Here is a 24,250-nt window from a genome sequence, read left to right on the forward strand (position 1 = left end):
GCCAGCCGGGCCCGGCTGGCCGCGAGCAGGCTCGAGACGCTCAGCCACGGCGGGTTGGCCACGAACAGTTGAGCCGGACAGTCAGGCAGCGGGCGGTTTGACAGCGAGGCGCACAATACCGCGAACGCGCGCACAGGCGCGCGAACACGAGCAAGCGCCCGACATCGCAACGACAATTGCACAATGCGTGCGCCCCACTGGCGCGCGCGATGGAGAACAGGTATGGCGGGTCATTCGAAATGGGCCAACATCAAGCATAAGAAAGCAGCGGCCGACGCCAAGCGCGGCAAGGTCTGGACGCGGCTCATCAAGGAAATCCAGGTCGCGGCGCGCATGGGCGGCGGCGACATCGACTCGAACCCGCGCCTGCGGCTCGCCGTCGAAAAGGCGTACGACGCCAACATGCCGAAAGATAACGTCAACCGCGCGATCCAGCGTGGCGTGGGCGGCGTGGACGGCGCAAGCTACGAAGAAATCCGCTACGAAGGCTACGGCATCGGCGGCGCGGCGGTGATCGTGGACACCATGACCGACAACCGCACGCGCACGGTGGCGGAAGTGCGTCACGCGTTCTCGAAGAACGGCGGCAATATGGGCACGGACGGCTCGGTGTCGTTCATGTTCGATCACGTCGGCCAGTTCCTGTTCGCGCCCGGCACGGCGGAAGACAAGCTGATGGAAGCCGCGCTCGAAGCCGGCGCCGACGACGTCGTCACGAATGAAGACGGCAGTATCGAAGTGCTGTGCCCGCCGAACGATTTCCCGAAGGTGAAGTCGGCGCTGGAAGCCGCCGGCTTCAAGGCCGAACTGGCCGAGGTGACGATGAAACCTCAGACGGAAGTCGAGTTCACCGGCGAAGACGCCGTGAAAATGCAGAAGCTGCTCGACGCGCTGGAGAATCTGGACGACGTGCAGGAAGTCTATACAAACGCCGCGATCGCCGACGAATGAGCGTGCCACGGCAGCGCGTGGCGCATGCACTTGCAGTGGCACTTGCACTTGCATGCACCCACGCCCGCGCCGCCGTCTGGCCCTCGCGTTGTTGCTGAGCGGGCGTGCGTGTGTGACCTCACATCGCGCGACCACCCGGGTTCGTACTGCGCCCTGCGCGCCGCCACCGGCTGCTGCGGGCTCTTTGCGAACCTTGCTGTCATTCCACGGCTGAGCGTGCTGCGTCAGCCGTTTATGGTTTTTAAGTCTCGGGGATTCACATGAAGTTACTCGTCGTCGGTTCCGGCGGTCGCGAACATGCACTCGCATGGAAGCTCGCGCAATCGCCGCGGGTTCAGCTCGTCTACGTTGCTCCGGGCAACGGCGGCACCGCCCAGGACGAGCGTCTGCGCAACGTCAACATCACCGAGCCGGCTGCGCTCGCCGATTTCGTCGAACAGGAACAGATCGCCTTCACGCTGGTCGGGCCGGAGGCGCCGCTGGCAGCCGGCATCGTCAATCTGTTCCGCTCGCGCGGTCTGAAGATTTTCGGGCCGACCAAAGAAGCCGCCCAGCTCGAAAGCTCGAAGGACTTCGCCAAGGCGTTCATGAAGCGCCATGCGATCCCGACGGCCGAATACGAAACCTTCGCCGACGTCGCCGCCGCGCACGCGTATCTCGACGCCAAAGGCGCACCAATCGTCATCAAGGCCGACGGCCTCGCCGCGGGCAAGGGTGTGGTGGTCGCGCAAACGCTGGAAGAAGCGCACGCCGCCGTCGACATGATGCTGTCGGACAACAAGCTCGGCGACGCCGGCGTGCGTGTGGTGATCGAGGAATTCCTCACCGGCGAGGAAGCGAGCTTCATCGTGATGGTGGACGGCAAGCATGTGCTGGCGCTCGCGTCGAGCCAGGATCACAAGCGTCTGCTCGACGGCGACCAGGGTCCGAACACGGGCGGTATGGGCGCCTACTCGCCCGCGCCGATCGTCACGCCGCAACTGCACGCTCGCGTGATGCGCGAAATCATCCTGCCCACAGTGCGCGGCATGGAGAAGGAAGGCATCCGTTACACGGGTTTCCTGTACGCCGGTCTGATGATCGACGCGCAAGGCAACCCGAAAACGCTCGAATTCAACTGCCGCATGGGCGACCCGGAAACGCAGCCGATCATGGCGCGTCTGAAGGGCGACTATTCGAAGGTGGTCGAGCAGGCGATTGCCGGCACGCTGGATACGGTGGAACTGGAGTGGGATCGCCGCACCGCGCTCGGCGTCGTGCTCGCCGCGTACAACTATCCGGACACGCCGCGCAAGGGTGACCGCATCAACGACATTCCGGCTGAAACTGCGGATTCGGTCACGTTCCACGCCGGCACTACGCTGGCGGACGGCAAGCTGACCACCTCGGGCGGCCGCGTGCTGTGCGTGGTGGGACTGGCGGATTCGGTACGCAGCGCGCAGTCGGTCGCGTACGAAACGATCAACCAGATCTCGTTCGACGGCATGCAGTATCGCCGCGACATCGGCTACCGTGCGTTGAATCGCAAGCACGACGTCAAGACCGACGGCAAGCACTAAGCCACGACCCCACTCGCCCGCGTGCGGCACCAACGGCGCTACACTGCGGGTTTTCGCGGCGAGTTTCGCTTCGCTATCCACGCCCGCGGCATGACCTGGGCCGATATGAACCGACGCAGGCCCGACGTGGCCTGACCGAAGCCCGTCGCGGCGGCAGTATTCCGCCCGCAGCGAAAAACCGTGTGGCCGCGCCTTCGCAGGTTCCCCCTGACGCCGGCCCGGCCGTCGCCCTTCACGATGAACCCGCGGCACGACGAGCGTGCCGCCCTCAGCATCTGCATTCATGACCGATTCGAGCTATGACGCACAGGCCGTGCGCAGCTGGCTGCAAGGCCTGCAAACGCATATCGCGGACACGCTCGGCGCGTTCGACGGCACGCCGTTCGCCACCGACGCATGGCAGCGCGCGCCCGGCGAGAAGCTGCGCGGCGGCGGCTACACGCGGATTCTGGAAGGCGGCAACTTCTTCGAGCGGGCCGGCATCGGTTTTTCGGACGTCGCGGGCGACGCTTTGCCGGCTTCGGCGAGCGCCGCGCGTCCGCAACTGGCCGGCCGTGGTTTCGAAGCAATGGGCGTATCGCTCGTGCTGCATCCGCACAATCCGCATTGCCCGACCGTGCATATGAATGTGCGTCTGCTGATCGCGACCAAGGCCGGCGAAGAGCCGGTGTTCTGGTTCGGCGGCGGCATGGATCTGACGCCGTACTACGGCTACGAGGAAGACGCGCAGCATTTTCATCGCACTTGCCGCGACGCGCTGCAACCTTATGGCGCGGACCTCTACCCGAGTTTCAAGCGCTGGTGCGACGAGTATTTCTTCCTTAAGCACCGCAACGAAGCGCGCGGCATCGGCGGGATTTTCTTCGACGATTTCTCGGCGCCGGGCTTCGACCAATCGTTCGCGATGCTCAGAAGCGTGGGCGACGCATTCCTCAAAGCGTACCTGCCGATCATCGAAAAGCGCCGCAGCATTCCATATGGCCAGGCCGAGCGCGATTTCCAGGCATACCGGCGCGGGCGCTACGTCGAGTTCAATCTGGTCTTCGACCGTGGCACACTGTTCGGGCTGCAGAGCGGCGGGCGCACGGAATCGATCCTGATGTCCATGCCGCCTGTGGTGAACTGGCGCTACAACTGGCACCCCGAACCGGGCACGCCGGAAGCGCGTCTTTATAGCGATTTTCTCGTGCCGCGCGAGTGGGTGTGAGGCTCATCAGGCCCGCACTGCGCCGCGCATCGTCACGACAAAGGATCTTCACCTGAAGCCGAACGCTCATCCTGTTGCCCTGCCTCGCCGGATCGGACTGCTCGGCGGCACTTTCGATCCGATCCACGACGGCCACCTCGCGCTCGCGCGTCGTTTCGCGCACGTGCTGCATCTGACCGAACTCGTGCTGTTGCCGGCCGGCCAGCCCTGGCAGAAAGCCGACGTCTCGCCGGCCGTGCATCGGCTGGCCATGACGCGCGCGGCGGCCAGCGAGCTGGTGCTGCCGGGCGCGACCGTGCGTGTCGCGACCGACGAGATCGAGCACGACGGCCCGACCTACACGGTCGACACGCTGCAACGCTGGCGTGAACGCGAAGGTGAGGACGCCTCGATTGCGCTCCTGATCGGCGCGGATCAATTGGTGCATCTCGACACATGGCACGACTGGCGGCGCCTGTTCGACTTTGCGCATATTTGTGCGGCCACGCGGCCCGGCTTCGACCTCGCGTCGATTCCTCCCGTGGTCGCAAAAGAAATCGACGCGCGCCGTGCCCGCGCCGACGTTCTGCAAGCCACGCCCTGCGGCCACTTGCTGATCGATACGACGCTTGCGTTCAACGTTTCGGCCACCGACATTCGCGCGCATCTGCGCGAACAGGTGAGCCAGCGGCTCGCCCTCGCGGGCGACGAACAGCAAGACCAGGCGGCGAGCCATGTCCCCACCGCGGTGTGGGACTATATTCTTCAACATCATCTGTACCACCGGTAACCCTATGGATATTCGCAAACTGCAACGCGTGATCGTCGACGCTCTTGAAGACGTCAAAGCGCAAGACATCAAGGTGTTCAACACCAGCCACCTGACCGCGCTGTTCGATCGCGTGATCGTCGCGAGCGGCACCTCCAATCGCCAGACCAAGGCGCTCGCTTCGAGCGTGCGCGAGAGCGTCAAGGAAAACGGCGGCGACATCATCAGTACCGAAGGCGAGGACATCGGCGAATGGGTGCTGGTGGATTGCGGCGACGCGATCGTGCACATCCTGCAACCGGCCCTGCGCCAGTACTACAACCTCGAGGAAATCTGGGGCGACAAGCCGGTGCGCATCAAGCTGTCCACGCCGGATCCGTTTGGCGGCGCTCGTTCGAGCGAACCCGATGAGGACGAGGACGAAGAGGAAGCAGCGCCGGCCGTGAAGAAGCCCGCACGCAAGACGGCCGCGCGCCGCAAGTAAGTCAGCCGGCGGGCTTTGGGCGACTCACACCGTTCCGGTCCGCGATGACATTCGCGATCTTCGATCCGTCATGAAACTGCATATCCTCGCCGTCGGCCACAAGATGCCGGACTGGATCGCCACCGGCTTCGACGAATACGCGAAGCGTATGCCGCCCGAGCTGCGCATCGAGTTACGCGAAATCAAACCCGAGCAGCGTTCGTCGGGACGGCCGGCGGAAAGCGTGATGGCCGCCGAGCGGCTGAAAATCGAAGCCGCGTTGCCGAAGAACGCGCGCATTGTCGCGCTCGACGAACGCGGCAAGGACTGGACCACCATGCAGCTCGCCGGCGCCCTGCCCGGCTGGCAGCAGGACGGCCGCGACGTGGCGTTCCTGATCGGCGGCGCCGATGGACTCGATCCTCAGTTGAAAGCGCGTGCCGATATGCTGCTGCGCGTCTCCAGCCTGACCTTGCCGCACGCGATGGTCCGCGTGCTGCTTGCCGAACAGCTTTACCGCGCGTGGACCATCACGCAAAATCACCCCTATCATCGCGTGTGAGCGAATGAGGCGGCGCGGAGAATGCGCGGGCGCGGTTGGCGGTCGCGACGCCAGGTTGCGTGTCGTAGTCGCGCCTTGTAGCCGTGTTTTTCGGCTCGCATTTGCGGAGCTGACCCACGTGCATGCTGGCGTGCACAACAACGTGCGCGTGCCACGCGTCGTCATGCTCGCACCGCTGGTTTCCCACCGCACTGATCGACGCTCGACACCCGTCGCGCCCCCACGCAATCCGCTTCATCGAGACCTGTTCATGTCCACGTCCGCCGCTTCGCTGCATCCGTTCGTCTACCTCGCTTCGCAGAGTCCACGCCGCCAGGAGTTGTTGCAACAGCTCGGCGTGCGTTTCGAACTGCTGCTGCCGCGCCCCGATGAAGACGCCGAAGCACTCGAAGCCGAACTGCCCGGCGAACGCGCGCACGACTACGTGCAGCGGGTGTGCGTCGCCAAGGCGCATGCGGCGCGCGCGCGCCTTGTGGCCGGCGGCCATGCCGCGCGGCCGATTCTGGTTGCGGATACAACCGTCACGATCGACGACGCGATTCTCGGCAAGCCCGTCGATGCCGACGACGCCGTCGCGATGCTCAAGCGCCTCGCCGGACGCGATCACGAAGTGCTGACGGCCGTGGCCGTGGTCGATGCCGAAGGCACGCTACTGCCGGCTGCGCTATCCGTGTCGAAGGTACGTTTTGCTGCACTGCACGCAGACGCGATCCGCCGCTATGCCGCGAGCGGCGAGCCGCTCGGCAAGGCGGGCGCGTACGGTGTGCAGGGGCGCGCCGCGGAGTTTATCGAGCATATCGACGGGTCCTATTCAGGTATCATGGGTTTGCCGCTTTTTGAATCCGCTGCCCTCCTGCGTGCAGCGCGCATCGACTTCTAAAATAACACCATGAATGAAGAAATCCTGATCAATGTCACGCCGCAGGAAACGCGCGTCGCGCTGGTCCAGCAAGGCGCCGTCCAGGAACTTCACGTCGAACGAACGCTGTCGCGCGGCCGCGTCGGCAACGTCTATCTCGGCAAGGTCGTACGCGTGTTGCCGGGCATGCAGTCCGCCTTCATCGACATCGGTCTCGAACGCGCCGCGTTCCTTCATGTAGCCGACATCTGGCACCCGCGCATTGCCGGCGAGCCCCAGCATCAAACACCGCATCAGCCGATCGAAAAAATCGTCTTCGAGGGGCAAACGTTGATGGTGCAGGTCGTGAAGGATCCGATCGGCACCAAGGGCGCGCGACTGTCCACGCAAGTGAGCATCGCCGGGCGCACGCTCGTGTATCTGCCGCAGGAGCCGCATATCGGCATCTCGCAGAAGATCGAGAGCGAAGCCGAGCGCGAAGCCGTGCGTGCGCGTCTGACCGCCGTGCTGCCCGCCGACGAAAAAGGCGGCTACATCGTGCGCACCATCGCCGAAGATGCGACTAGCGAGGAACTGGCCGGCGACGTCGCGTATCTGCGCAAGACGTGGGCGACGATTCTGTCGCAAGGTCAGCGCATGCCGCCCACCAGCCTGCTGTATCAGGATCTGAATCTCGCGCAACGCGTGCTGCGCGATTTCGTCAACGACGAGTCGTCGCGCATTCAGGTCGACTCGCGCGAGACGTATCAGATGCTGGCGGATTTCGCGGCCGAGTTCACGCCGGCGGTGTCGTCGAAGCTGCATCACTACACGGGCGAGCGGCCGCTCTTCGATCTGTACAACATCGAGGCGGAAATTCAGCGCGCGTTGTCGCGCCGGGTGGATCTGAAGTCGGGCGGTTATCTCGTGATCGACCAGACCGAAGCGATGACGACCATCGACGTGAATACCGGCGGCTACGTCGGCGCGCGCAACTTCGACGATACGATCTTCAAGACCAACCTCGAAGCCGCGCACACCATTGCGCGGCAATTACGTCTGCGCAATCTGGGCGGCGTGATCATTATCGACTTCATCGACATGGAGAACGTCGAGCATCGCGATCAGGTGTTGGGCGAACTGAAGAAAGCGTTGTCGCGCGATCGCACGCGTGTGACGGTGAATGGGTTCTCGCAACTCGGCCTTGTGGAGATGACGCGCAAGCGTACGCGTGAATCTCTTGCTCATGTGCTGTGCGAACCTTGTCCGGTTTGCCAGGGCAAGGGGCAGGTCAAGACGCCACGCACGGTGTGTTACGACGTGCTGCGCGAGATTCTGCGCGAGTCGCGCCAGTTCAATCCACGCGAGTTTCGCGTGGTGGCGTCGCAGCAGGTGATCGACCTGTTTCTCGAGGAAGAGTCGCAGCATCTGGCAATGCTGATTGATTTCATCGGCAAGCCGGTGTCGCTGCAGGTGGAGTCGAATTTGAGCCAGGAGCAGTACGATATTGTGCTGATGTGAAAGTGTTTTTTGTTTAGAAACAAACATCTGTAAAGAGATCGGCAGCCAGCTTCTCCTCTGGCTACCGCTCTTCCCTTCCCGAATGCAATACCCGTCGTACTTGAACACTTCAACGCCTGCAAACGAACACGTCCAGACGCGCCACTTGTAGAGTTCCTACACGGCACTGTCCGAGAACGAATAGTTAGGCGTCCAAGCGGAGACACAAGATGACACGAGTTCGCGTTAACGGCTTCACCATCTCGCTCGACGGATACGGAGCAGGCCCAAACCAGGACATTGACAATCCGCTCGGCGTTGGCGGGACGGATCTGCACCATTGGCTGATTCCAACACGCACGTTCCAGCGGACCTTATTCGGTAAGGACGGCGGCACGACCGGGGCAGACGACGACTTCGCGGCTCGCGGCTTTGAGAATGTCGGGGCCTGGATTCTCGGCAGAAACATGTTCAGCCCCGTTCGTGGGCCCTGGCCGGACATGAGCTGGAAAGGCTGGTGGGGAGACATTCCGCCGTACCACGTTCCGGTCTTCATCATGACGCATCATGCACGTCCACCCATCGAGATGGAAGGCGGCACGACGTTCCATTTCGTCACGGGCGGCATTCGCGAAGCGCTTGAAAGGGCACGCGAGGCGGCCGGCGGAATGGACGTGCGCATCGGCGGTGGAGCGAAAACGATTCAGCAGTATCTTCGCGAGAGCCTCATTGACGAACTGCACATTGCTATCGCGCCCGTCCTGCTCGGCGGAGGAGAACGGCTGTTCGAAGGGGTTGACTTGCGGGCTCTGGGATACGAATGCGTCGAATTCGTAGCGTCGGAGAAAGCCACGCACATGGTCCTACGGCGTCAGGCGCGCGCGGGCGCCTAAGCACTGATTGCCGCGGCCGGTCCTGCGTGGGCTCTCGCACAGCGGATCGTCTCCTTTGCCTAGTCGAACGCCCGCTCCGAGAACCGCTCGATCCAGAGCGCCAGGCGGTCGGCCGCAAAACTGGCGGCGCGTGTGCCGGCGCGGCAGACGATGGTCTCACCTTCACGCGCGAACCGCAGGGCGCCGCCAGCTTCTTCCAGCCACAGCAGGCAGGCGAGCCAGGCGGCGTGCTCGGCCGATACGGCCTGCGCCACGGGCCGGGTGAGGAACTCACTCAATGTGGCCGGCGAAGTCCAGATCAGCGCATCGCCATCGCCGCGTACTGCGGCGCCGAGAACGTCAGCGAAAACCTGCACCGCATCGACAGCGCTGCGCCCCGCATTCCGCGTACGCAGTTCCGCCAGGCGCGTGCCAACCGCATGGCCAAAACTGCCGCTGCATTCGCTCTCGACCCGTACCAGATCGGCGTAATCCATACGCTGCCAGTCCGGCTCCACATTACGCGTACCGGCCAGATCGGCACCGGCCAGGTAGGTCTCCACAGGCTGAAAGCGGCCCGGCCCGATCAGGCTGACGCACAGCGTCTGCACAATGCCGATGCGAGTAGCCACGGTCTGCGTCTGCAGGACGCTCAGCTTCTCGCGCACGAGCTGGTCGCGTTCCTTGCGCAGTCCCGACAACTCCAGCGCCTGCTTCATCTCCATGCGCAGCGCGCTGATGTCCCACGGCTTCTTGATATAGCGATGTATCTGGCCCTGGTTGACGGCCTCGACGGTCTGGTCCAGCTCCGAATAAGCCGTCGTCAGAATTCGGACGATGTGGGGATAGCGCTCGCGCGCATAGCGCAGAAGTTCGTTGCCATATTCGCCCGGCATGCGCTGATCGGACACCAGCACGGCCAGGCTGCCGGCGTGGGCATCCAGCATTGCCTTGCCGTCCTCCACGGAGGCGCCCGTCACGACCGGCGCGATTGCACCGATGGCGCGCTCGAAATATTTGACCGCGGTGGCTTCGTCATCGACGAACAGAATCGCCGGTGGCGGCGTCTGGTTGGCAATCGTATCGCTCATGGGTAACTCCTGATTCGATCCTTGAAAATTGGGAATTCCAGCGTCACGGTCATGCCGGCGCCGGACGCGGACGCGATCCTGATACGCTCGCCGCAGCACTGCATGACGCGGTTGCAGAAAATCATGTCCCGGCCGCTCACGCCCGCGTTCGTGATAACGGGCCGACCGGCATGCGCTGCATCACTTCGGGCGCGACACCGGGGCCGTAGCCGCGGATGCCAGCACCTCGCGGACCGTGGCCACGCCTAGCGGCTTCTCCAGGATTCGAAACACTTCGCCGGAATCGACCGCGCCCGAGAGCGCGTTGCTGTCCGCGTAGGCCGTCACCAGGATCCGGACGATATGCGGATACTCCTGGGAGACCTGCCGCAGCAGGTCGTCGCCGTGCCGGCCAGGCATGCGGAAGTCGGTCACCAAAATCGTCACCCGCGCACCTTCGCGGCGCAGGATCGACATGGCCTCGTCCGCGTTGCCGGCGAGCAGCACGTCATAATCGCGACCCGCCGAGCGCGCAAAGTACTTGCGAGCCAGCTCCTCGTCATCGACATAAACGACAGTCTGCCGCGCTTGTTGGGTCTCTCTCATTTCTACATCACTCCAGACGCGGCAGGTCGAAGTTGAACGCCGTCCACTCGCCCAACTGGCTTTCCGCAAACAGTGTGCCGCCGTGCCGCTCCACCACCGCATAGCTGATGGACAGACCAAGGCCTAAGCCTTGGCCGACTTCGCGCGTAGTGAAGAATGGTTCGAACACCCGCGCCAGATTCTCCGCGGCGATCCCCGGGCCGTTGTCGCGCACCTTCACATGCAGCCGGTCGTCCCGCCATTGCGCCGTGACATGGACTTTCGGCGATGCGGTGCCGGCCTTGTGCATAGCCAGCGCGGCATTCGAAAACAGGTTGATGAGCACGCCGATGATGGCGGCTTCGTCGCCCAGCACGAGGGTATCGCCGGGCAGCTCGCGCGTGACGCTCACGCCGCGCAGTTCATGCGCGCTCAGCCGGATCGACGAGTCAAGTGCCTTCTCGAACAGGAACGGCACGTCGTCCGCCGCCGCACCGGGCTTGCGGTAGGCAAAGGTTTTCAGGTCCGACACGATATGCTGGATGCGGTGCATGCCCTGCTTGACGTCCGTCAGGCACTCCTGCAGCGACGGGCTGTCCTTGACCTCCGGTTCTTCCATGGCTATTTCGATGGCCATCAGGCAGAAATTCACCGGGTTGTTGACCTCGTGGAGCAGCCCTGCGGACAACGTACCGATTGCAGCCATCTTCTCCTGCTGCAGCAACTGGCCTTTAATCTGCGACAGGCTTTCATTGGTCAGCGCGAGCTGGTCGTTTTTGTGCGCCACCTCGTCCTTCAGCCGGAAAAGCTGGAAGCGGCCTTTCTCGTTGAAGTAGGTGTAAATGGAACTGGCCAACGCGCAGAAGAAGATCAGGATGAGCTGGAACTGAAACTTGCTTGGGTTCTGTATACCGCCCGGATGCGCCGCGCAGGCAATGTAGTAGAGCAAGACGGTGGCGAGGCCGAATGCCAGCGTCTGCCAGTAGCCGGAGGGGAACAGGATCCCGACCGCGAAGATCGTCAGCATAAGCCCGGCATAGAACAGCGACTCCCCGCCCTGCGTGACATAAATCATCCACGAGATCATGGCCTGCGGCAGCAGCAGCCAGAAGAAAGTGATGACCTGCACCTGGCGTTTGCCCGTTTCCGTGTACAGCGAGAGCAACGCCAGGCCGATGGCCGCGCTGGTCAGCACCCGAATGATGGCAAAGCGCTTCTGCTCGGCCGGATACACGACATAGTCCAGCGCCACGCCCATCAGCACCAGCACGATCACGGTCAGGCCGCCAGCCTTGCTGCACAGCAACCGGTAGTCGCGCAGTTCTTCACGATAGTTCGAACGCAGCCCAGCCAGGGATGTCGTCATCTCAGGCTACTTGTTGCCGGCCGATCATTACCTCGGCGAATACGTTCACCCCGGTCGCATCCGTGTACAGGCGCGGCTCGCCACAGTTTTCCGGCATGATTTCGGCCATCTGTGCCTCGTTGCGATAGATCAGGTACCACTCCAGCACGTGCTCCATGCTGAGGCGCTCCGGGTTGTCGGCGTGGACATTGGTGACCAGCAGGTGGCCGCCCGGTCTGGTGCGGCTGGCGAAATGCTGGTTCAGCCGGGCGCAGACCTTGTCCGAGAGGTAGTCGAACAGGCCGGCGCAATAGACCGCGTCGAACTCGCGGACGTCCGGTGCGTCCGCATCCATCCGGCGCTTGAGCAGGTGGTGGACCGAGTCATGCGTGTAGCTGATGGTCATGGGCCTGGCCGTTTCCTGTGCAATCGCCGCGAGGCGGTCGCGCGTCCAGTCCAGTGTCTCCTGACTGAAGTCGAGCAGTTCGAACGTCAGCCACTCCGGTTCGTCGTATTCACGCATGAATCGCTGAATCTCCTGAGCGGGGCCGCAGCCCACGTTCAGGACCCGGAACGGCCGCCGCGCGGCACGCGCCTCATTGGCCAGCCGGGTCAGGTAGTCCACCAGCAACTCGACGCGATTGCGGTGCGCGCGTGCCACGGCCGTCTGCAGGAAGGCCGCGTTGACGATCTGGAAATACGTGCTCGGGCCCTGGCGGGGATCGTCGAGCATCTGGTTGACCATCTGGTAGTCGCCGGCATAGCCCAGCGGCTTGGTGAAGGTGCGGAAGACGAAGGGCGAACGCAGCAGCAGCGGATGGAGCGCGGCCTGGGCAAAGGCACGGTGTGCCGGCGCCAGTTCTTCGTCGACCAGACGCGCCTCGCCTTCGAATTCGTCGAAGTAGACCTTGGTCCTTTCCATCAGCGGCGATGCCAGTTCGAGGAAGAAATCCTCGCGCAGGCTTTTGCCATCCTTCGGCATGGTGTCGGCCAGGTCCGCCTGCTCGACCCAGCGGGACATGTCCGAGAGAAAAGCCCGGATCTGGTTGACCGCGATCTGGTAGTCACGACGGATTTTGAAGCGCTCGGCCCAGTCCTGCGAGAACCGGCGCGCTTCTTCACCGACCGCGCGCGCTTCCAGCACGCCGCCGCTCAGTTCCCGCCATTCGGCGATCAGCGTGACCGAGACAATGGCTGTCAGGCCCGTGTTGACCATGCTGATCACGACCGCCTTGCCCGAATAGGCGTGTTCCACGCCCATCTTGACCGACAGGTCGCTCAGTACCTCACTGACCTGGACGATCGAGTACGGGTTATAGACCTCCATCACCAGGGACTTTCGCTGGAGATTGATGATCGTGCCCCGCACCTGCTCGCCCTGCGAGTTGAGGAAGCTCACTACCGGATCGATTTGCGTTTTGGAATACACAGTATGGCGGCCAGGAAAGTACCACGAGAAGTTGGTTTGGAATCTGGTGCGATACCAGGCCAGCAGATCGGCCGGTTCAGCGTCGATGGTTTCCTCAGGTCCCGGTGACGAAGCGTCGCCATGGATATTTCAGTTGTCGCAGCAGCAACTCATTTTCCGGCCGCGCACCCCTTCCTCCCGAACTGCATCGGCCGGACAAGTTATGCATTCGACTTGTCCGCTCATCTCACGGCAGCGCGCGTGCTCATGGCTTCACGGCTTCAATGAAACTCGTTAGCCGGGTGGCCCTGAAGGCCGGCTTCGGGACAATACGGCCCTTTGCGATTGCAGCATTCTACTGATAAAAAAGAATGCTGTCGTCTCACGCCAATTCATCAGCCAACTGCCGGGTCACTCCCGAACGAGCCCCCAATTTCCTCCTTGACCGTACTCCGTCGACAAGCGTATAACCATCCCATTGGATGTTATTTGGATGGTCTACGGATGCCAACCGGAGTGCAAATGCCGAAACTCAAGCTCGTCGACGCCTCGCGCCCCAAAGGCGGCGAGACTGAAAAAATCACCATCAACCTGGGTCCGATCGACCTCGGCCAGATCGACCTGCTGGTCGAAGAAGGCTTTTACTCGAACCGCACCGACCTGATCCGCACGGCGATCCGCAACCAGATCGCGGTGCATGCCCAGGTCGTCGCGGAGACGGTAACCCGGCGCGCCATGGTGCTGGGCATGCAGCACTTCTCGCGGCAGGACCTCGAGGCGGCCCAGGCCGCGCACGAGCAACTCGACATTCACGTGCTAGGCCTCGCCAGCATCGCAGCCGATGTGCCGCCCGAACTCGCGGCGGCCACGATTGCATCGGTGGTGGTGCTCGGCGCCTTTCACGCGTCGCCCGCGGTCAAGGCGGCGCTCGCCGGCCGCATCAGCTAGGCGCGACGCTCGACTCATTACCGTGGCTGTAGCAGCGACTTATCGGTCGACTCGCTCATCCACGCCCCACACAGGCCACTGCAAACCATCATGAAAATGAACGAAGATTTCCTGAAATCGATGACAGACGCCTTCGAGCTATTGCGCACGAAGGGCCCGCAGGAAGCCACCGCGGCGGTTCAGCGCGCGCTCGCGGGCGGCAAAGCGAACGAGGCCCGCGCGGACCACGTACGGACATCGAACACGCCGTCGAATGCGAGCGAATGGGCGCAAGCGTGGTCGCAGATGCAAACCCAGGCGCAGGCCCAGGCGCGCCCCGCTCCGCACGCCCCTGCCGCGCCGGTTTTCGACGCCGACTCGCCGGGCACCTTCAGCACGCACACCTTCAGCAACGCGGCCGGACAACGCCAGTACAAACTCTACGTGCCGGCTGTCTACAAGAGCGAACCATTGCCGCTGATCGTCATGCTGCACGGCTGCACGCAGAACGCCGACGACTTCGCCGCCGGCACGCGCATGAACGAATTGGCGGAGCGTCATGGCTTTATCGTCGTGTATCCGAATCAGGCGCAAGCGGCCAATCATTCGAAATGCTGGAACTGGTTCAAGCCCGCCGATCAACTACGCGACCAGGGCGAGCCGTCGTTGATCGCCGGCATCACGCGAGAAGTGATGGGCCGCTATCGCGTGGATCCGGCGCGCGTGTACGTCGCGGGTCTGTCGGCGGGCGGCGCGATGGCGGACATCATGCTGAAGACATCGCCCGATCTCTACGCCGCGGCCGGCGTGCATTCTGGACTTGCCTACGGTTGCGCGAAGGACCTGCCTTCGGCGCTCAGCGCGATGAAGGGCGGCAAGGCGCAACGCAAACGCGCGCATGGCACACCGCAACGTCCGTTGATCGTCTTTCATGGCGACGCTGACACCACCGTCCATCCGTCGAATGCGGCCGAGATTGTCGCGGCCTTCGACGCGGGCACCACCACCGTCAGCGAGCAATCAGGCGCTGCAACCGGACGGCGCGCGTATACGCGGCAACGGCATGTCGCGGCGAACGGCGTGGAAGCGGAGTCGTGGTCGATTCACGGCGCGGGTCACGCGTGGGCCGGCGGCAGTCAGCGCGGTTCGTACACGGACCCGTCCGGCCCCGACGCCGCTGCGGAAATGGTGCGATTCTTTCTCGCCCATCCGCGTACGCATTGAGCCTGCACCCCAGCATGGACCAGACCGGTCGCGTTCAACATGAGTGACCGCTGGCTTGCTGTAGAGACGGTGGCGTGATGATACGAGGCGCCTTGCGACTTACCGGCGCTGACGGACAGTAAAAGGCCCCGCTAAAGACAGCGCCGCGACCTAAGCCGCAACCGGGCAACCGGCCTGTTCGAGCGCGGCCTGCGCGTGCTCGTGCAGGTCGCCGCTGGTCAGCGACGCGTCCGGCGTGCGCACCCACGCCGCGATGCGCAGCGTCGCGCCGCCATCGTCCGGATAGTCGGCGACCGTGACGATCGGCGCGAGCGTGGCGCCGCTCAGTACGCGCGGTTCGTCGGCGACGAGTTTCTTCAATTCGCCGATCGCGGCGTCGACGTCCTTGCGCTGCGCGAGGCCCACTTCGACCTCGATGCGCTGCGTGCCACCGCTGCTGTAGTTGATCACCGGATTGCTCCAGATCTGGCTATTCGGCACGAACACGGCATTGCCGTCGCCGCGTTCGATGCGCGTCGTGAAGAGCCCCACTTCGCGCACGATGCCCGCTGCCGCGCCGCTGCCCTCGATCACGTCGCCGACTCGAAACGGACGCAGCATCAGCAGCATCATGCCGGCCGCGATATTTTGCAGCGTGCCTTGCAGCGCGAGTCCGATCGCGAGACCGGCGGCGCCGAGCACCGCGAGCACGCTCGCAGTGGCGATGCCGACTTCGCTGAGCGCCGCGATGAATACGAGCACCCGCACGGCCCAGGTGCTCATGGCAGCCAGCATCGGTGCGAGCGTCGGGTCAGCATGCGTGCGCGCGAGCGCGCGGGCGAACATGGAGCCGATGCGGTTCGACAGCCACCAGCCGACCGCGAGGATCAGCACGGCCAGCACGATATGAAGGGCGTCGTGCGTCAGCATGACGAGCAACGACGGCTGGAAGTGAAAGAGTCGGGTTAAGAGATCGTTCATCTCGAGTCTTCGCTCCGTTACGGTGTAAGTGCCCTGACGCACCGAAGCAGGATACGTTCCCAGCCCTTACATTTCACGTGCGAAGGCACGCGGCTTGCTCGCCAATGCGAACAGTAACTATGCGAATCATGCGAAGCCTGATTAGCAAGGCAGTCTCGTTGCTGCCCTTCGTCCGGCAAGAAGGAGCGCCACATGTCCCAACATCTGAAGTCTGGCGACCGTGTCAGTTGGAACACGCCGCAAGGCGTCACGCACGGCAAAGTCGTGCGTGTCATTTCAACTCATACGACCGTGGACGGCAGAACCGTCGATGCCTCGACATCCGACCCACACTACGAGGTACAAAGCGAGAAGAGTGGCAAGCATGCCGTTCATCGCGGCGACGCGTTGCATCGATTGAAGAATTGATACGGATGGCTAAACACACCACGCGCACGGCGATCCATGCTTGCGGCAACCCGGCTTCAAAGAGTGCCCAAAGGCCTCAGCAGATTACGCAGTGCCGCAACAGTAACCGGTCGCGAGAACCAGAAGCCTTGCGCTTCATCGCAACCGAGCGCTTCGAGTTGGGCGGCCTGCTCGGCCGTTTCGACGCCTTCGGCCGTCACGCGCAGTTTGAGCGCGTGCGCCATCGCGATGATGGCGCCCACCAGGGCCGCGCACTGCGGATCGGTGCTCATGCGCATCACAAACGAGCGGTCGATTTTCAAGCGGTTCAGCGGAAAACGCGTTAGATAAGCCAGGCTCGAATAGCCGGTGCCGAAGTCGTCCACTGCGACCTCCACGCCTAGATCGCGCAGGGCAAAAAGCGTCTGCAAAGCCTGTTCGGTGTCACCGAGCAGCACGCCCTCGGTGATTTCCACTTCGAGATACGAGGGGTCGAGCGCGGCATCTTCCAATGCCTCGCGGATCGTTTCGAACAGATTGTGCCGCTGGAACTGCTGCGGCGAGACGTTCACCGCGAAGCGCGGCAAGTGGCCCGTCAGCCGCAGCAACTTGCCGGCGTCGCGGCACGCGGTCCGGATCACCCACTCGCCGATCTGCTCGATCAAACCTGCTTCTTCCGCAACCGGCACGAATTCGACGGGACTGATCAGGCCGCGTTGCGGATGGTTCCAGCGCAGCAGCGCCTCCACTTGCGCGATGCGGCCGTTGGAGAGCGTGACCTGCGGCTGATACACGAGATGCAGTTGCTGACGATCGATTGCGTCGCGCAACATGGTCTGCAGTTCGAAGCGGCGCGCGGCCTGGCCTTCGAGCGCGGTGGAAAACCGCCGCACCGCATTGCCGTTCACCGCCGAAGCCGCCGACAGCGCCACACCCGCGCGACGCATCAGCGTAGGCGCATCGCCGCCGTCGGCCGGATAAGCCACGATGCCGATGCTCGCGGTAATGGTCAACGCGGTGCCGGCGTAGTCGATCGCCTCGGCGATGCGCCCTAGCGCTTCGGCGGCGAACGCATCGGCCGCCGGGCCGGTTTCGTTGACCAGCAACGCGAACTGCGTGCCGCCGATCGAAGCGATCGTGCCGTCGTTCGGAAAGAGACCGCGCAAGCGTTCGCCAACAATCTGCAGCACGAGTTCAGCCGCATGCAAGCCGAGCGCGTCGCGCAGTTTGCGCAGATGATCGAGCTCGGCGATCAGCACGGTAAAACCGCTGCCGCTACGCTCGCAACGCGCAATCGTCAGTTCCAGCCGTTCGGTGAATAGCGTTTGATTCGGCAGGCGGGTCACGCCGTCGTGATGCGCGACGTACCAGAGACGCGCTTCCGATTGCGCGTAACGCGTCATGTCGATGGCGATACCCACATACAGCGCCGGACAAGCAGCCTGGGCGGGCCCGGTGACGAGCGGCGCCAACGCCAGCACCACGCGAACCGGCGTACCGTTGCGCCGCAAAAAGCTCCACTCGCCTTCATAGCGCGAAGTCACCATGGCGAGCGGCGGCAATTCGGCGCGGCGTTTGGCCAGTTCGGCTGGATCGAACAAAGACTCGAAGGTGCGCCGACCGATCAGTTCTTCAGCCGCCCATCCCGTCAGCTTCTCGAAAGCGGCGTTGATGGAGTCGAACGTGCCGTCCGCAGTGCAGGTAAACATGCCATAAGGCGCCGACGCAAGCGCGGCATCGCGCGTACGCGTTTCAGCGTAGAGGGGGACGTGCATCGCGCCGGCCTTTGATTTTCCTGAGTAGTGAAAGCGATCGAGCGTTTTTTTGACGCGTGGGCGCAACCAGTAGCCCCGAAATTCCGGTCCGATGTTGCGGGCAACCGTGCGTATGATAACGGCTTTCGCGCCCCCGCCGAATTGGCCGCGGCGGGGGGCGTTGAAATGTCAGCGGGCTGGCGGTGGCAGCGGTGGCGGAACGCATGCGTGTCGCCAGAACCTGGTGGCGGTTCGTCGCGCTCGTGAGCTGTCTCAAGCGCGTTGGAGAGAACGATGGCGGGATGAGATCCGCCGACCGATCCCCCGAACTGCATTAACTCTATGTACGGAAAAGCATACGGCCGCAGTTCCGTTTTTTACGCGGCGCGCGGAAGCGCTGCTTCGATGAACACCGCGCACAGTGCTTCCATGCCCTTCGCGTCTTCTTCGTCGAAGCGCGCGACGCTCGGGCTGTCCACATCCCACACGCCGATCAGCGTGCCGTCCGGCGCGACGAGCGGCACGACGATTTCCGACTGCGAGGCCGAATCGCAGGCGATATGGCCGGGAAACTCGTGCACATCGCGCACCACCTGCGTCTCGCGGGTCTGCGCGGCCGTGCCGCAGACGCCCTTGCCGAGCGGAATTCGCACGCACGCGGGCTTGCCCTGGAACGGTCCGACGACCAGTTCCCGACCGTCGTGGAAATAGAAGCCGGCCCAGTTCAGATCGCTGAGCGAATGAAACACGAAGGCGGAAAAATTCGCGGCGTTGGCGATCCAGTCGGTTTCGCCGGCGAGCAGCGAGCGCGCCTGCGCGACCAGTTCTTCGTAGTGCGCGGCTTTGGGCAGATGCGAGGCGGAGGAGACTTCGAACATGACGGTGTCCGTGATGAAAGCGGAAGGAGGAACAGCGAGTCGTGCAGTTTAAAGCAAGCCGCCATTTCCTTCACGTCGCGCACACGCGCGGCGACGGGCGCACAGCAACGCTCGCTTTCCTTCCGGTTCCGTCAGACCCGTCGGCCTCCGCGCAAGGCGGAAACCAACGGAACAACCACACGACCATTACTGATCGACGCCGATGATCACGCTCGATGCCTTGAAGATCGCCGTCGCCGCTTTGCCGTTCGCGAGACCCAGGCGATCGACGCTTTCATTGGTGATGATCGCCGCGATCTGCGCGCCGCCCGCGCTGATCGACACTTCGGAATTCACCGCGCCCTTCGTGAGCGCCGACACCGTACCGGCGATGCAATTGCGCGCCGACACCTGATTTTTCGCGACGTCGACCATCACGATCACGGACGACGCCTTGACCAGCGCAAAGGCTTGTTTGCCCACCGCGAGACCGAGCGACGTTGCGCTGCCATGGGTGATGATCGACACGATCTCAAGGCCGTCCTGCGTGCGCAGCGTGACTTCGTCGTTCACGGCGCCGTGTTTGAGTTCGGTGATTTCGCCGGCGAATTGATTGCGCGCGCTGGTTTGCATGTTGTTCTCCTTGGTTAGGCGACCTCGTACGAACGTTGGTTGGAAGCCATCTGTCGGGTTGAGCGGTGAGCGTCGTGAAATGCTCGCCGGCTGCGCAAAGCTGCGCGTAAAGCGCGGTATCGCGCAGCCGCCATGAACAATGCGAACGCCCAATGAAACCACATAAGCATTATGCATGGGCGTGCACAGCGCGGCGCCGGTCGAACGTGCCGCACAATGCGCCGACACCGTATCATCGTGCCCTGGACCTTCTTCGCCGAACCCTATGCCCGTTGCCGTTCCATCCCGCCTTGCCGCCGCCTGGCCGAGCGCCCGTCGCGGCGCCGCGCTATGCGCCATGCTCGCCGCGATCACCGCGTGCAGCAACCCGTCGCCGACGCATGACACGCACCCCCAGCTCGACACCGTCACGCTGTTCCCCATCGCGTATTACGACCAGAACGTCGATCACTGGCTCGAACCGGACAGCCCGGGCTACGACCGGCCGTTCCTGAGTCCGGCGGAACAGCAGGCGCACTTCAAGGCGCTCTACGCGCGCTACTTCGGCACCGGCACCGCGGCGCCCTCGCCGTGGAATGCCGGTTTCGTGACGATGCGCGTCTATCGCCAGCAAGGCGCGGACATTGCCGCGTTGCAGCAGCGGCGCATTGCCAGGTTCGATAACACGGGCAAGAGCGGCGCGGACATCGGCTACGGCGAAAATTTTCGGCCGCATGACAAGGCGTGGATCGACGCCATCGCGCAAAACATGAACGTCGCGCAGTTCACGCAGACGGCCGTTTATCAGCCGCAGCGCCGCGCGATCGCCACCAGCAACCTGATGGTGCGCGAACTGCCGACCAACGACCCGTCGTTCTACGACCACCGCCTGGCCGGCGAAGGCTATCCGTTCGACAACCTGCAGATCTCGGCCGTGCGTCCCGGCACGCCGCTTTACGTGCTCGGCGGCAGTGTCGACGGCGCGTGGCATTACGTGCAGACGCCCGACGTGCAAGGCTGGGTGCGTAGCGACGGCGTCGGCATGGCCGACGATCGCTTCGTCGATACATGGCGCGCCGCAACGGGCAAAGCGCTCGGTGCGGTGATCGTGGCGTCGGCGCCGGTGCGCGACAGCCGCGGCGTGTTCCGCTTCGACGCGCCGGCCGGCACGCTGCTGCCGATCGTGCCCGCCAATGCCGCGCGGCCGGCGCAAGCGAAGCCTGCCGCGAGCGACATTGGCGCCGCAACCGAGCCGGCAGCGGCGCGTCAAATACTCGTCCCGGCCCGCGACGCGGACGGCCAGGCGCTGATCCGCACCGCCGCCCTGAGCGACGCGCAAATCGCGCCGGCGCCGCTCGCCGCCACGCCGCGCCATCTGGCGATGCTGATGAAAACGCTGATCGGCCGCCCGTACGGCTGGGGCAATAGCGGGCTCTACAACGACTGTTCGTCGGAACTGCAAAGCATCTTCGCCGCGTTCGGCGTCTGGCTGCCGCGCCATTCGTCCACGCAGATGAGCGCCGGCCGCATGATCGACCTGTCGTCGTCCACGCCCGCGCAGCGGCTCGACTATCTGGCGCAGCACGGCGAGCCGTTGCGCACGCTGATCTACATCGGTGGGCATGTGATGCTGTATATCGGCAACACCACCCGCAACGGCAGCGCGGTGCCGGTCGTCTATCAGGACGTATGGGGCTTGCGGCCCGCCGACGACAGCCGGCGCGCGGTGATCGGCGGCTCGGTGATTCTGCCGCTGTTCGAACACATTCCCGAAGACGCCACCTTGCAATCGCTCGCGGCGACGCCGACGTTCCAGATCAGCATCCTCGGCGCGCCGCGTGGTGGCACGCCGGCGCCGTCCGCCGCGCCGCCGGACGAGGACAATCCGGCCGGTTGAAACGCACGCCTGAAAAATATTTTTCCCGGAGTGTCGATTCATCGGTCACGTAACCGTCGTAACGTTGAAGACCTGACTCGACCGAGTCGGTCTTTCAACTCACGAACCTGTTACTTCAAGGAGTCGCCGTCATGTCCAGCAACGCTGTCAAACCGATCCCCGACGGGATGCACTCGCTCACCCCGTATCTGATCTGCGCCAACGCCGCGGACGCCATCGCGTTCTACACCAAGGCCTTCAACGCCGTCGAACAGGTCCGCCTGCCCGGCCCTGGCGGCAAGGTCATGCACGCCACGCTGAAGATCGGCGATTCCATGCTGATGCTGACCGACGAATGGCCCGAGCACCAGTCGTTCGGCCCGAACACGCTGAAAGGCACGCCGGTTACGATTCACTACTATGTGGAAGATGTCGACGCCAGCTTCAAGCAGGCCGTCGACGCTGGCGCGACCGTCGTCATGCCTGTCACCGACATGTTCTGGGGCGACCGGTACGGTCAGGTGAAAGACCCGTTCGGCCATAGCTGGTCGTTGGCCACGCACAAGCGCGACCTGAGCCCGGAAGAAATCCAGAAAGCCATGATGGACTGCATGAAGTAAGGCGCGGTCCGTTCGGTGAGAAGGAGGAGAAACGTCATGCAAAAGATTGCGCCGTGCCTGTGGTTCGACGGCAATGCCGAAGAGGCGAGCCGCTTCTATACGTCCGTGTTTTCCGATTCCCGCATTGCCACCACTATGCATTACACGGACGCCGGACCCGGGCCGGCGGGCGACGTACTGGCCATCACGTTCGAGATCGAGGGCCAAGAGTTCATGGCCCTGAACGGCGGCCCGCAGTTCCCCTTCACACCGGCAATTTCGCTGTTCGTGCACTGCGAGTCGCAAGAGGAAATCGACCGTTACTGGACGAAACTCCTGGACGGCGGCAAGGAGTGGCAATGCGGCTGGCTTCAGGACCGCTTCGGCGTCTCGTGGCAGATCGCGCCCGACGTACTCGGCGAGATGCTGCGCGACCCGGACACCGTCAAGGCGAGCCGCGTGATGAAACAGATGATGAGCATGGTCAAGCTCGATATCGCGCCGCTCGAAGCGGCTTATCGCGGCGATTGAAGTGCGCCCCTGACCGCGCGCCGCCGTCGGCGCGCGGGCCGCTTGCATGCGCTGTGCATTCACAGCGCAGCGAGCGGGCGAAGGGCGCGACAGCTCCATCTTTGATAGGATCGGTCTCGACCCATTAACGGCGGGACATAAACGGTGCGCGTCAACCATCAGGCTTTCTTCTGCTCGCTGTTTGTCGCGCGTCTCGCCGATCAGGTCCTGCTGTTTCTCGTGCCGCTCGTCGTCTTCCAAACCACGCACCAAGTCTCGTGGTCGGGCCTCGCGTTCTTTATCGAAACGCTGCCGCGCTATCTGGTGTTTCCTTTCTTCGGCGCGTTGTGCGATCGCATCTCGCCGCTCAGGTTGATGCGCATCAGCCAGGCGGTGCGAGCGCTGGCCTGCTTCGGCGGCATACTCGCTTATGCGTTGTTCGGCGGCATCGGCTGGTTGATCGCACTCTCAGCGGTGTGCGGCGTATTGACGAGCCAGGGCCTCGTCGCACGTGAAGTCATGCTGCCGCAAATCTTCAGCACGCAGCAGTTCCAGCGCGTGCTCGCCTACTCGCAGTTGGCTGACCAGTTGGGCTTCGTGCTCGGTCCGATGCTCGCCGCGCTGCTGCTCGGCCTGTGGCGTTGGGAATGGGTGGTCGGCGTAACCGGCATGCTGTTTCTTCTCGCCGATGCCGCCCTGCTGCTGTGGCAACGTACCAGCGGTTTTCGCGCCGCCGAGCCGCCGCCTCTGGCGCCTGGCCACTGGACGCTGCCGCTGCGCATCGCGCTGCGTCATGTGCTGGTGCTGCCGGGCCTGAAGAAAGTCGTGCTGCTCGCCGCCGCCGAAAATCTGGTGATCGGCGTAACACTCGCCACGTCCGCGGCCATGGTGACCGGCCTTCACGCGCAATCGAATCGCTACTATGCCGGACTGCAAACCGCCGGCGCTGTCGCCACGGTGCTGATCCTGTTGACGATTGCACGCGCCGCATGGCCGGCGCGCACGCTGGGACTGGTCGCCTTCGTCTCGATTTGCGCGGGCGGCGTAATCGCCGGCGCGAGCGCGGCGCCGTGGGGCTATGCGCTCGGCTTCCTGCTGATCGTCGGCTTCGACAAGATGTTCAACGTCTACATCCGCAGCGCGCGGCAACGAATCATTCCGCCGCAGGACTACGGCAAGACGACCGGCGTGGTGATCCTTCTGAACAACATGACGCAGCCACTCGCGGGTCTGTTGGTCGGCGTGTTCTCGGCGCGCGCGCAAACCGGTCCGCTGATCGTGATTCTTTCACTGACAATGGGCGGCATCGGCGCGGCGGTATCGGTCGGCGCGGCGCTGGTGCGAAGGCGGAAGCGCGCACTGGCGCTCGGGGAATGAAGCCGCGTTGGCTTGCCCGAATGCCGTGATTAATCTCGGGCGCGGGCTATGCGGCGCCC

General features: G+C 63.7%; 24 protein-coding genes. 16 read left to right on the forward strand and 8 right to left on the reverse strand.

The annotated features are described in order from the left end of the window. Nucleotides 1–222: 222 nt before the first annotated feature. From B0G82_RS00510 to B0G82_RS00555, 9 genes are all read left to right on the forward strand, one after another. Complete coding sequence (locus tag B0G82_RS00510) at nucleotides 223–951, forward strand: YebC/PmpR family DNA-binding transcriptional regulator (protein ID WP_106280309.1); 729 nt, start codon at nucleotides 223–225, stop codon at nucleotides 949–951. A gap of 260 nt (nucleotides 952–1,211) precedes the next feature. Next, nucleotides 1,212–2,510, forward strand: coding sequence for a phosphoribosylamine--glycine ligase (purD, locus tag B0G82_RS00515; protein WP_121306332.1), 1,299 nt, complete (start codon nucleotides 1,212–1,214; stop codon nucleotides 2,508–2,510). 283 nt (nucleotides 2,511–2,793) lie between these two features. Then, nucleotides 2,794–3,717 (forward strand): oxygen-dependent coproporphyrinogen oxidase, encoded by a 924-nt coding sequence (gene hemF, locus B0G82_RS00525; protein WP_121306334.1) that lies wholly within the window; start codon nucleotides 2,794–2,796, stop codon nucleotides 3,715–3,717. Between the two features lie 28 nt (nucleotides 3,718–3,745). Continuing rightward, on the forward strand, nucleotides 3,746–4,486 hold the full coding sequence (locus B0G82_RS00530) for a nicotinate-nucleotide adenylyltransferase (protein ID WP_121306335.1): 741 nt from the start codon (nucleotides 3,746–3,748) through the stop codon (nucleotides 4,484–4,486). Nucleotides 4,487–4,490: 4 nt separating this feature from the next. Continuing rightward, a complete protein-coding gene (gene rsfS / locus B0G82_RS00535) occupies nucleotides 4,491–4,949 on the forward strand; it encodes a ribosome silencing factor (protein WP_116119403.1) in 459 nt (152 codons plus the stop codon). A 70-nt stretch (nucleotides 4,950–5,019) separates the two neighbouring features. After that, a complete protein-coding gene (gene rlmH / locus B0G82_RS00540) occupies nucleotides 5,020–5,490 on the forward strand; it encodes a 23S rRNA (pseudouridine(1915)-N(3))-methyltransferase RlmH (RefSeq protein WP_106280297.1) in 471 nt (156 codons plus the stop codon). Between the two features lie 250 nt (nucleotides 5,491–5,740). After that, nucleotides 5,741–6,370 (forward strand): Maf family protein, encoded by a 630-nt coding sequence (locus B0G82_RS00545; protein ID WP_116148599.1) that lies wholly within the window; start codon nucleotides 5,741–5,743, stop codon nucleotides 6,368–6,370. Between the two features lie 9 nt (nucleotides 6,371–6,379). Next, on the forward strand, nucleotides 6,380–7,849 hold the full coding sequence (rng, locus tag B0G82_RS00550; RefSeq protein WP_012432329.1) for a ribonuclease G: 1,470 nt from the start codon (nucleotides 6,380–6,382) through the stop codon (nucleotides 7,847–7,849). Between the two features lie 209 nt (nucleotides 7,850–8,058). Continuing rightward, entirely contained in the window at nucleotides 8,059–8,721 is a 663-nt protein-coding gene (locus tag B0G82_RS00555) for a dihydrofolate reductase family protein (RefSeq protein WP_121306336.1), read from the forward strand. A gap of 59 nt (nucleotides 8,722–8,780) precedes the next feature. Here the strand turns inward: B0G82_RS00555 and B0G82_RS00560 are convergent, their stop codons facing one another. The 4 genes from B0G82_RS00560 to B0G82_RS00580 form a co-directional block, all read right to left on the reverse strand. Beyond that, on the reverse strand, nucleotides 8,781–9,791 hold the full coding sequence (locus B0G82_RS00560; RefSeq protein WP_121306337.1) for a response regulator: 1,011 nt from the start codon (nucleotides 9,789–9,791) through the stop codon (nucleotides 8,781–8,783). Between the two features lie 180 nt (nucleotides 9,792–9,971). Then, the gene (locus B0G82_RS00570) at nucleotides 9,972–10,376 is read right to left on the reverse strand and encodes a response regulator (protein WP_121306339.1); all 405 of its coding nucleotides are present in this window, start codon (nucleotides 10,374–10,376) and stop codon (nucleotides 9,972–9,974) included. 7 nt (nucleotides 10,377–10,383) lie between these two features. Continuing rightward, complete coding sequence (locus B0G82_RS00575) at nucleotides 10,384–11,721, reverse strand: ATP-binding protein (protein WP_121306340.1); 1,338 nt, start codon at nucleotides 11,719–11,721, stop codon at nucleotides 10,384–10,386. 1 nt (nucleotide 11,722) lies between these two features. Next, nucleotides 11,723–13,129, reverse strand: coding sequence for a class I SAM-dependent methyltransferase (locus B0G82_RS00580; protein WP_121306341.1), 1,407 nt, complete (start codon nucleotides 13,127–13,129; stop codon nucleotides 11,723–11,725). Nucleotides 13,130–13,630: 501 nt separating this feature from the next. Here B0G82_RS00580 and B0G82_RS00585 point away from each other — a divergent pair. Beyond that, nucleotides 13,631–14,056: a CopG family transcriptional regulator gene (locus tag B0G82_RS00585; RefSeq protein WP_106280285.1), complete on the forward strand. Its 426-nt coding sequence runs from the start codon at nucleotides 13,631–13,633 to the stop codon at nucleotides 14,054–14,056. A 90-nt stretch (nucleotides 14,057–14,146) separates the two neighbouring features. Continuing rightward, nucleotides 14,147–15,259 (forward strand): PHB depolymerase family esterase, encoded by a 1,113-nt coding sequence (locus B0G82_RS00590; protein WP_121306342.1) that lies wholly within the window; start codon nucleotides 14,147–14,149, stop codon nucleotides 15,257–15,259. A 150-nt stretch (nucleotides 15,260–15,409) separates the two neighbouring features. Here the strand turns inward: B0G82_RS00590 and B0G82_RS00595 are convergent, their stop codons facing one another. Further along, nucleotides 15,410–16,219, reverse strand: coding sequence for a mechanosensitive ion channel family protein (locus tag B0G82_RS00595; protein ID WP_121306343.1), 810 nt, complete (start codon nucleotides 16,217–16,219; stop codon nucleotides 15,410–15,412). Between the two features lie 192 nt (nucleotides 16,220–16,411). On the opposite strand from B0G82_RS00595, the gene B0G82_RS00600 reads away from it, so the two are divergent. Beyond that, nucleotides 16,412–16,627, forward strand: coding sequence for a DUF2945 domain-containing protein (locus B0G82_RS00600; RefSeq protein ID WP_106280280.1), 216 nt, complete (start codon nucleotides 16,412–16,414; stop codon nucleotides 16,625–16,627). 56 nt (nucleotides 16,628–16,683) lie between these two features. Here the strand turns inward: B0G82_RS00600 and B0G82_RS00605 are convergent, their stop codons facing one another. From B0G82_RS00605 to B0G82_RS00615, 3 genes are all read right to left on the reverse strand, one after another. Beyond that, nucleotides 16,684–18,381 carry a GGDEF domain-containing phosphodiesterase gene (locus B0G82_RS00605; RefSeq protein WP_121306344.1) on the reverse strand — a complete coding sequence of 566 codons (1,698 nt, stop codon included), beginning with the start codon at nucleotides 18,379–18,381 and terminating at the stop codon, nucleotides 16,684–16,686. A gap of 356 nt (nucleotides 18,382–18,737) precedes the next feature. Further along, the gene (locus B0G82_RS00610) at nucleotides 18,738–19,238 is read right to left on the reverse strand and encodes a GAF domain-containing protein (RefSeq protein WP_106280276.1); all 501 of its coding nucleotides are present in this window, start codon (nucleotides 19,236–19,238) and stop codon (nucleotides 18,738–18,740) included. A 186-nt stretch (nucleotides 19,239–19,424) separates the two neighbouring features. After that, nucleotides 19,425–19,850, reverse strand: coding sequence for a TOBE domain-containing protein (locus B0G82_RS00615; protein WP_121306345.1), 426 nt, complete (start codon nucleotides 19,848–19,850; stop codon nucleotides 19,425–19,427). 265 nt (nucleotides 19,851–20,115) lie between these two features. On the opposite strand from B0G82_RS00615, the gene B0G82_RS00620 reads away from it, so the two are divergent. From B0G82_RS00620 to B0G82_RS00635, 4 genes are all read left to right on the forward strand, one after another. After that, a complete protein-coding gene (locus B0G82_RS00620) occupies nucleotides 20,116–21,726 on the forward strand; it encodes an SH3 domain-containing C40 family peptidase (RefSeq protein WP_121306346.1) in 1,611 nt (536 codons plus the stop codon). A 131-nt stretch (nucleotides 21,727–21,857) separates the two neighbouring features. Then, on the forward strand, nucleotides 21,858–22,325 hold the full coding sequence (locus B0G82_RS00625) for a VOC family protein (RefSeq protein ID WP_106280270.1): 468 nt from the start codon (nucleotides 21,858–21,860) through the stop codon (nucleotides 22,323–22,325). 36 nt (nucleotides 22,326–22,361) lie between these two features. Further along, nucleotides 22,362–22,835, forward strand: coding sequence for a VOC family protein (locus tag B0G82_RS00630; RefSeq protein ID WP_121306347.1), 474 nt, complete (start codon nucleotides 22,362–22,364; stop codon nucleotides 22,833–22,835). A 144-nt stretch (nucleotides 22,836–22,979) separates the two neighbouring features. After that, entirely contained in the window at nucleotides 22,980–24,191 is a 1,212-nt protein-coding gene (locus B0G82_RS00635) for an MFS transporter (RefSeq protein ID WP_121306348.1), read from the forward strand. The last annotated feature ends 59 nt before the right edge of the window (nucleotides 24,192–24,250 follow it).

It is taken from the genome of Paraburkholderia sp. BL17N1 (assembly GCF_003634175.1).
Lineage (GTDB): Bacteria > Pseudomonadota > Gammaproteobacteria > Burkholderiales > Burkholderiaceae > Paraburkholderia.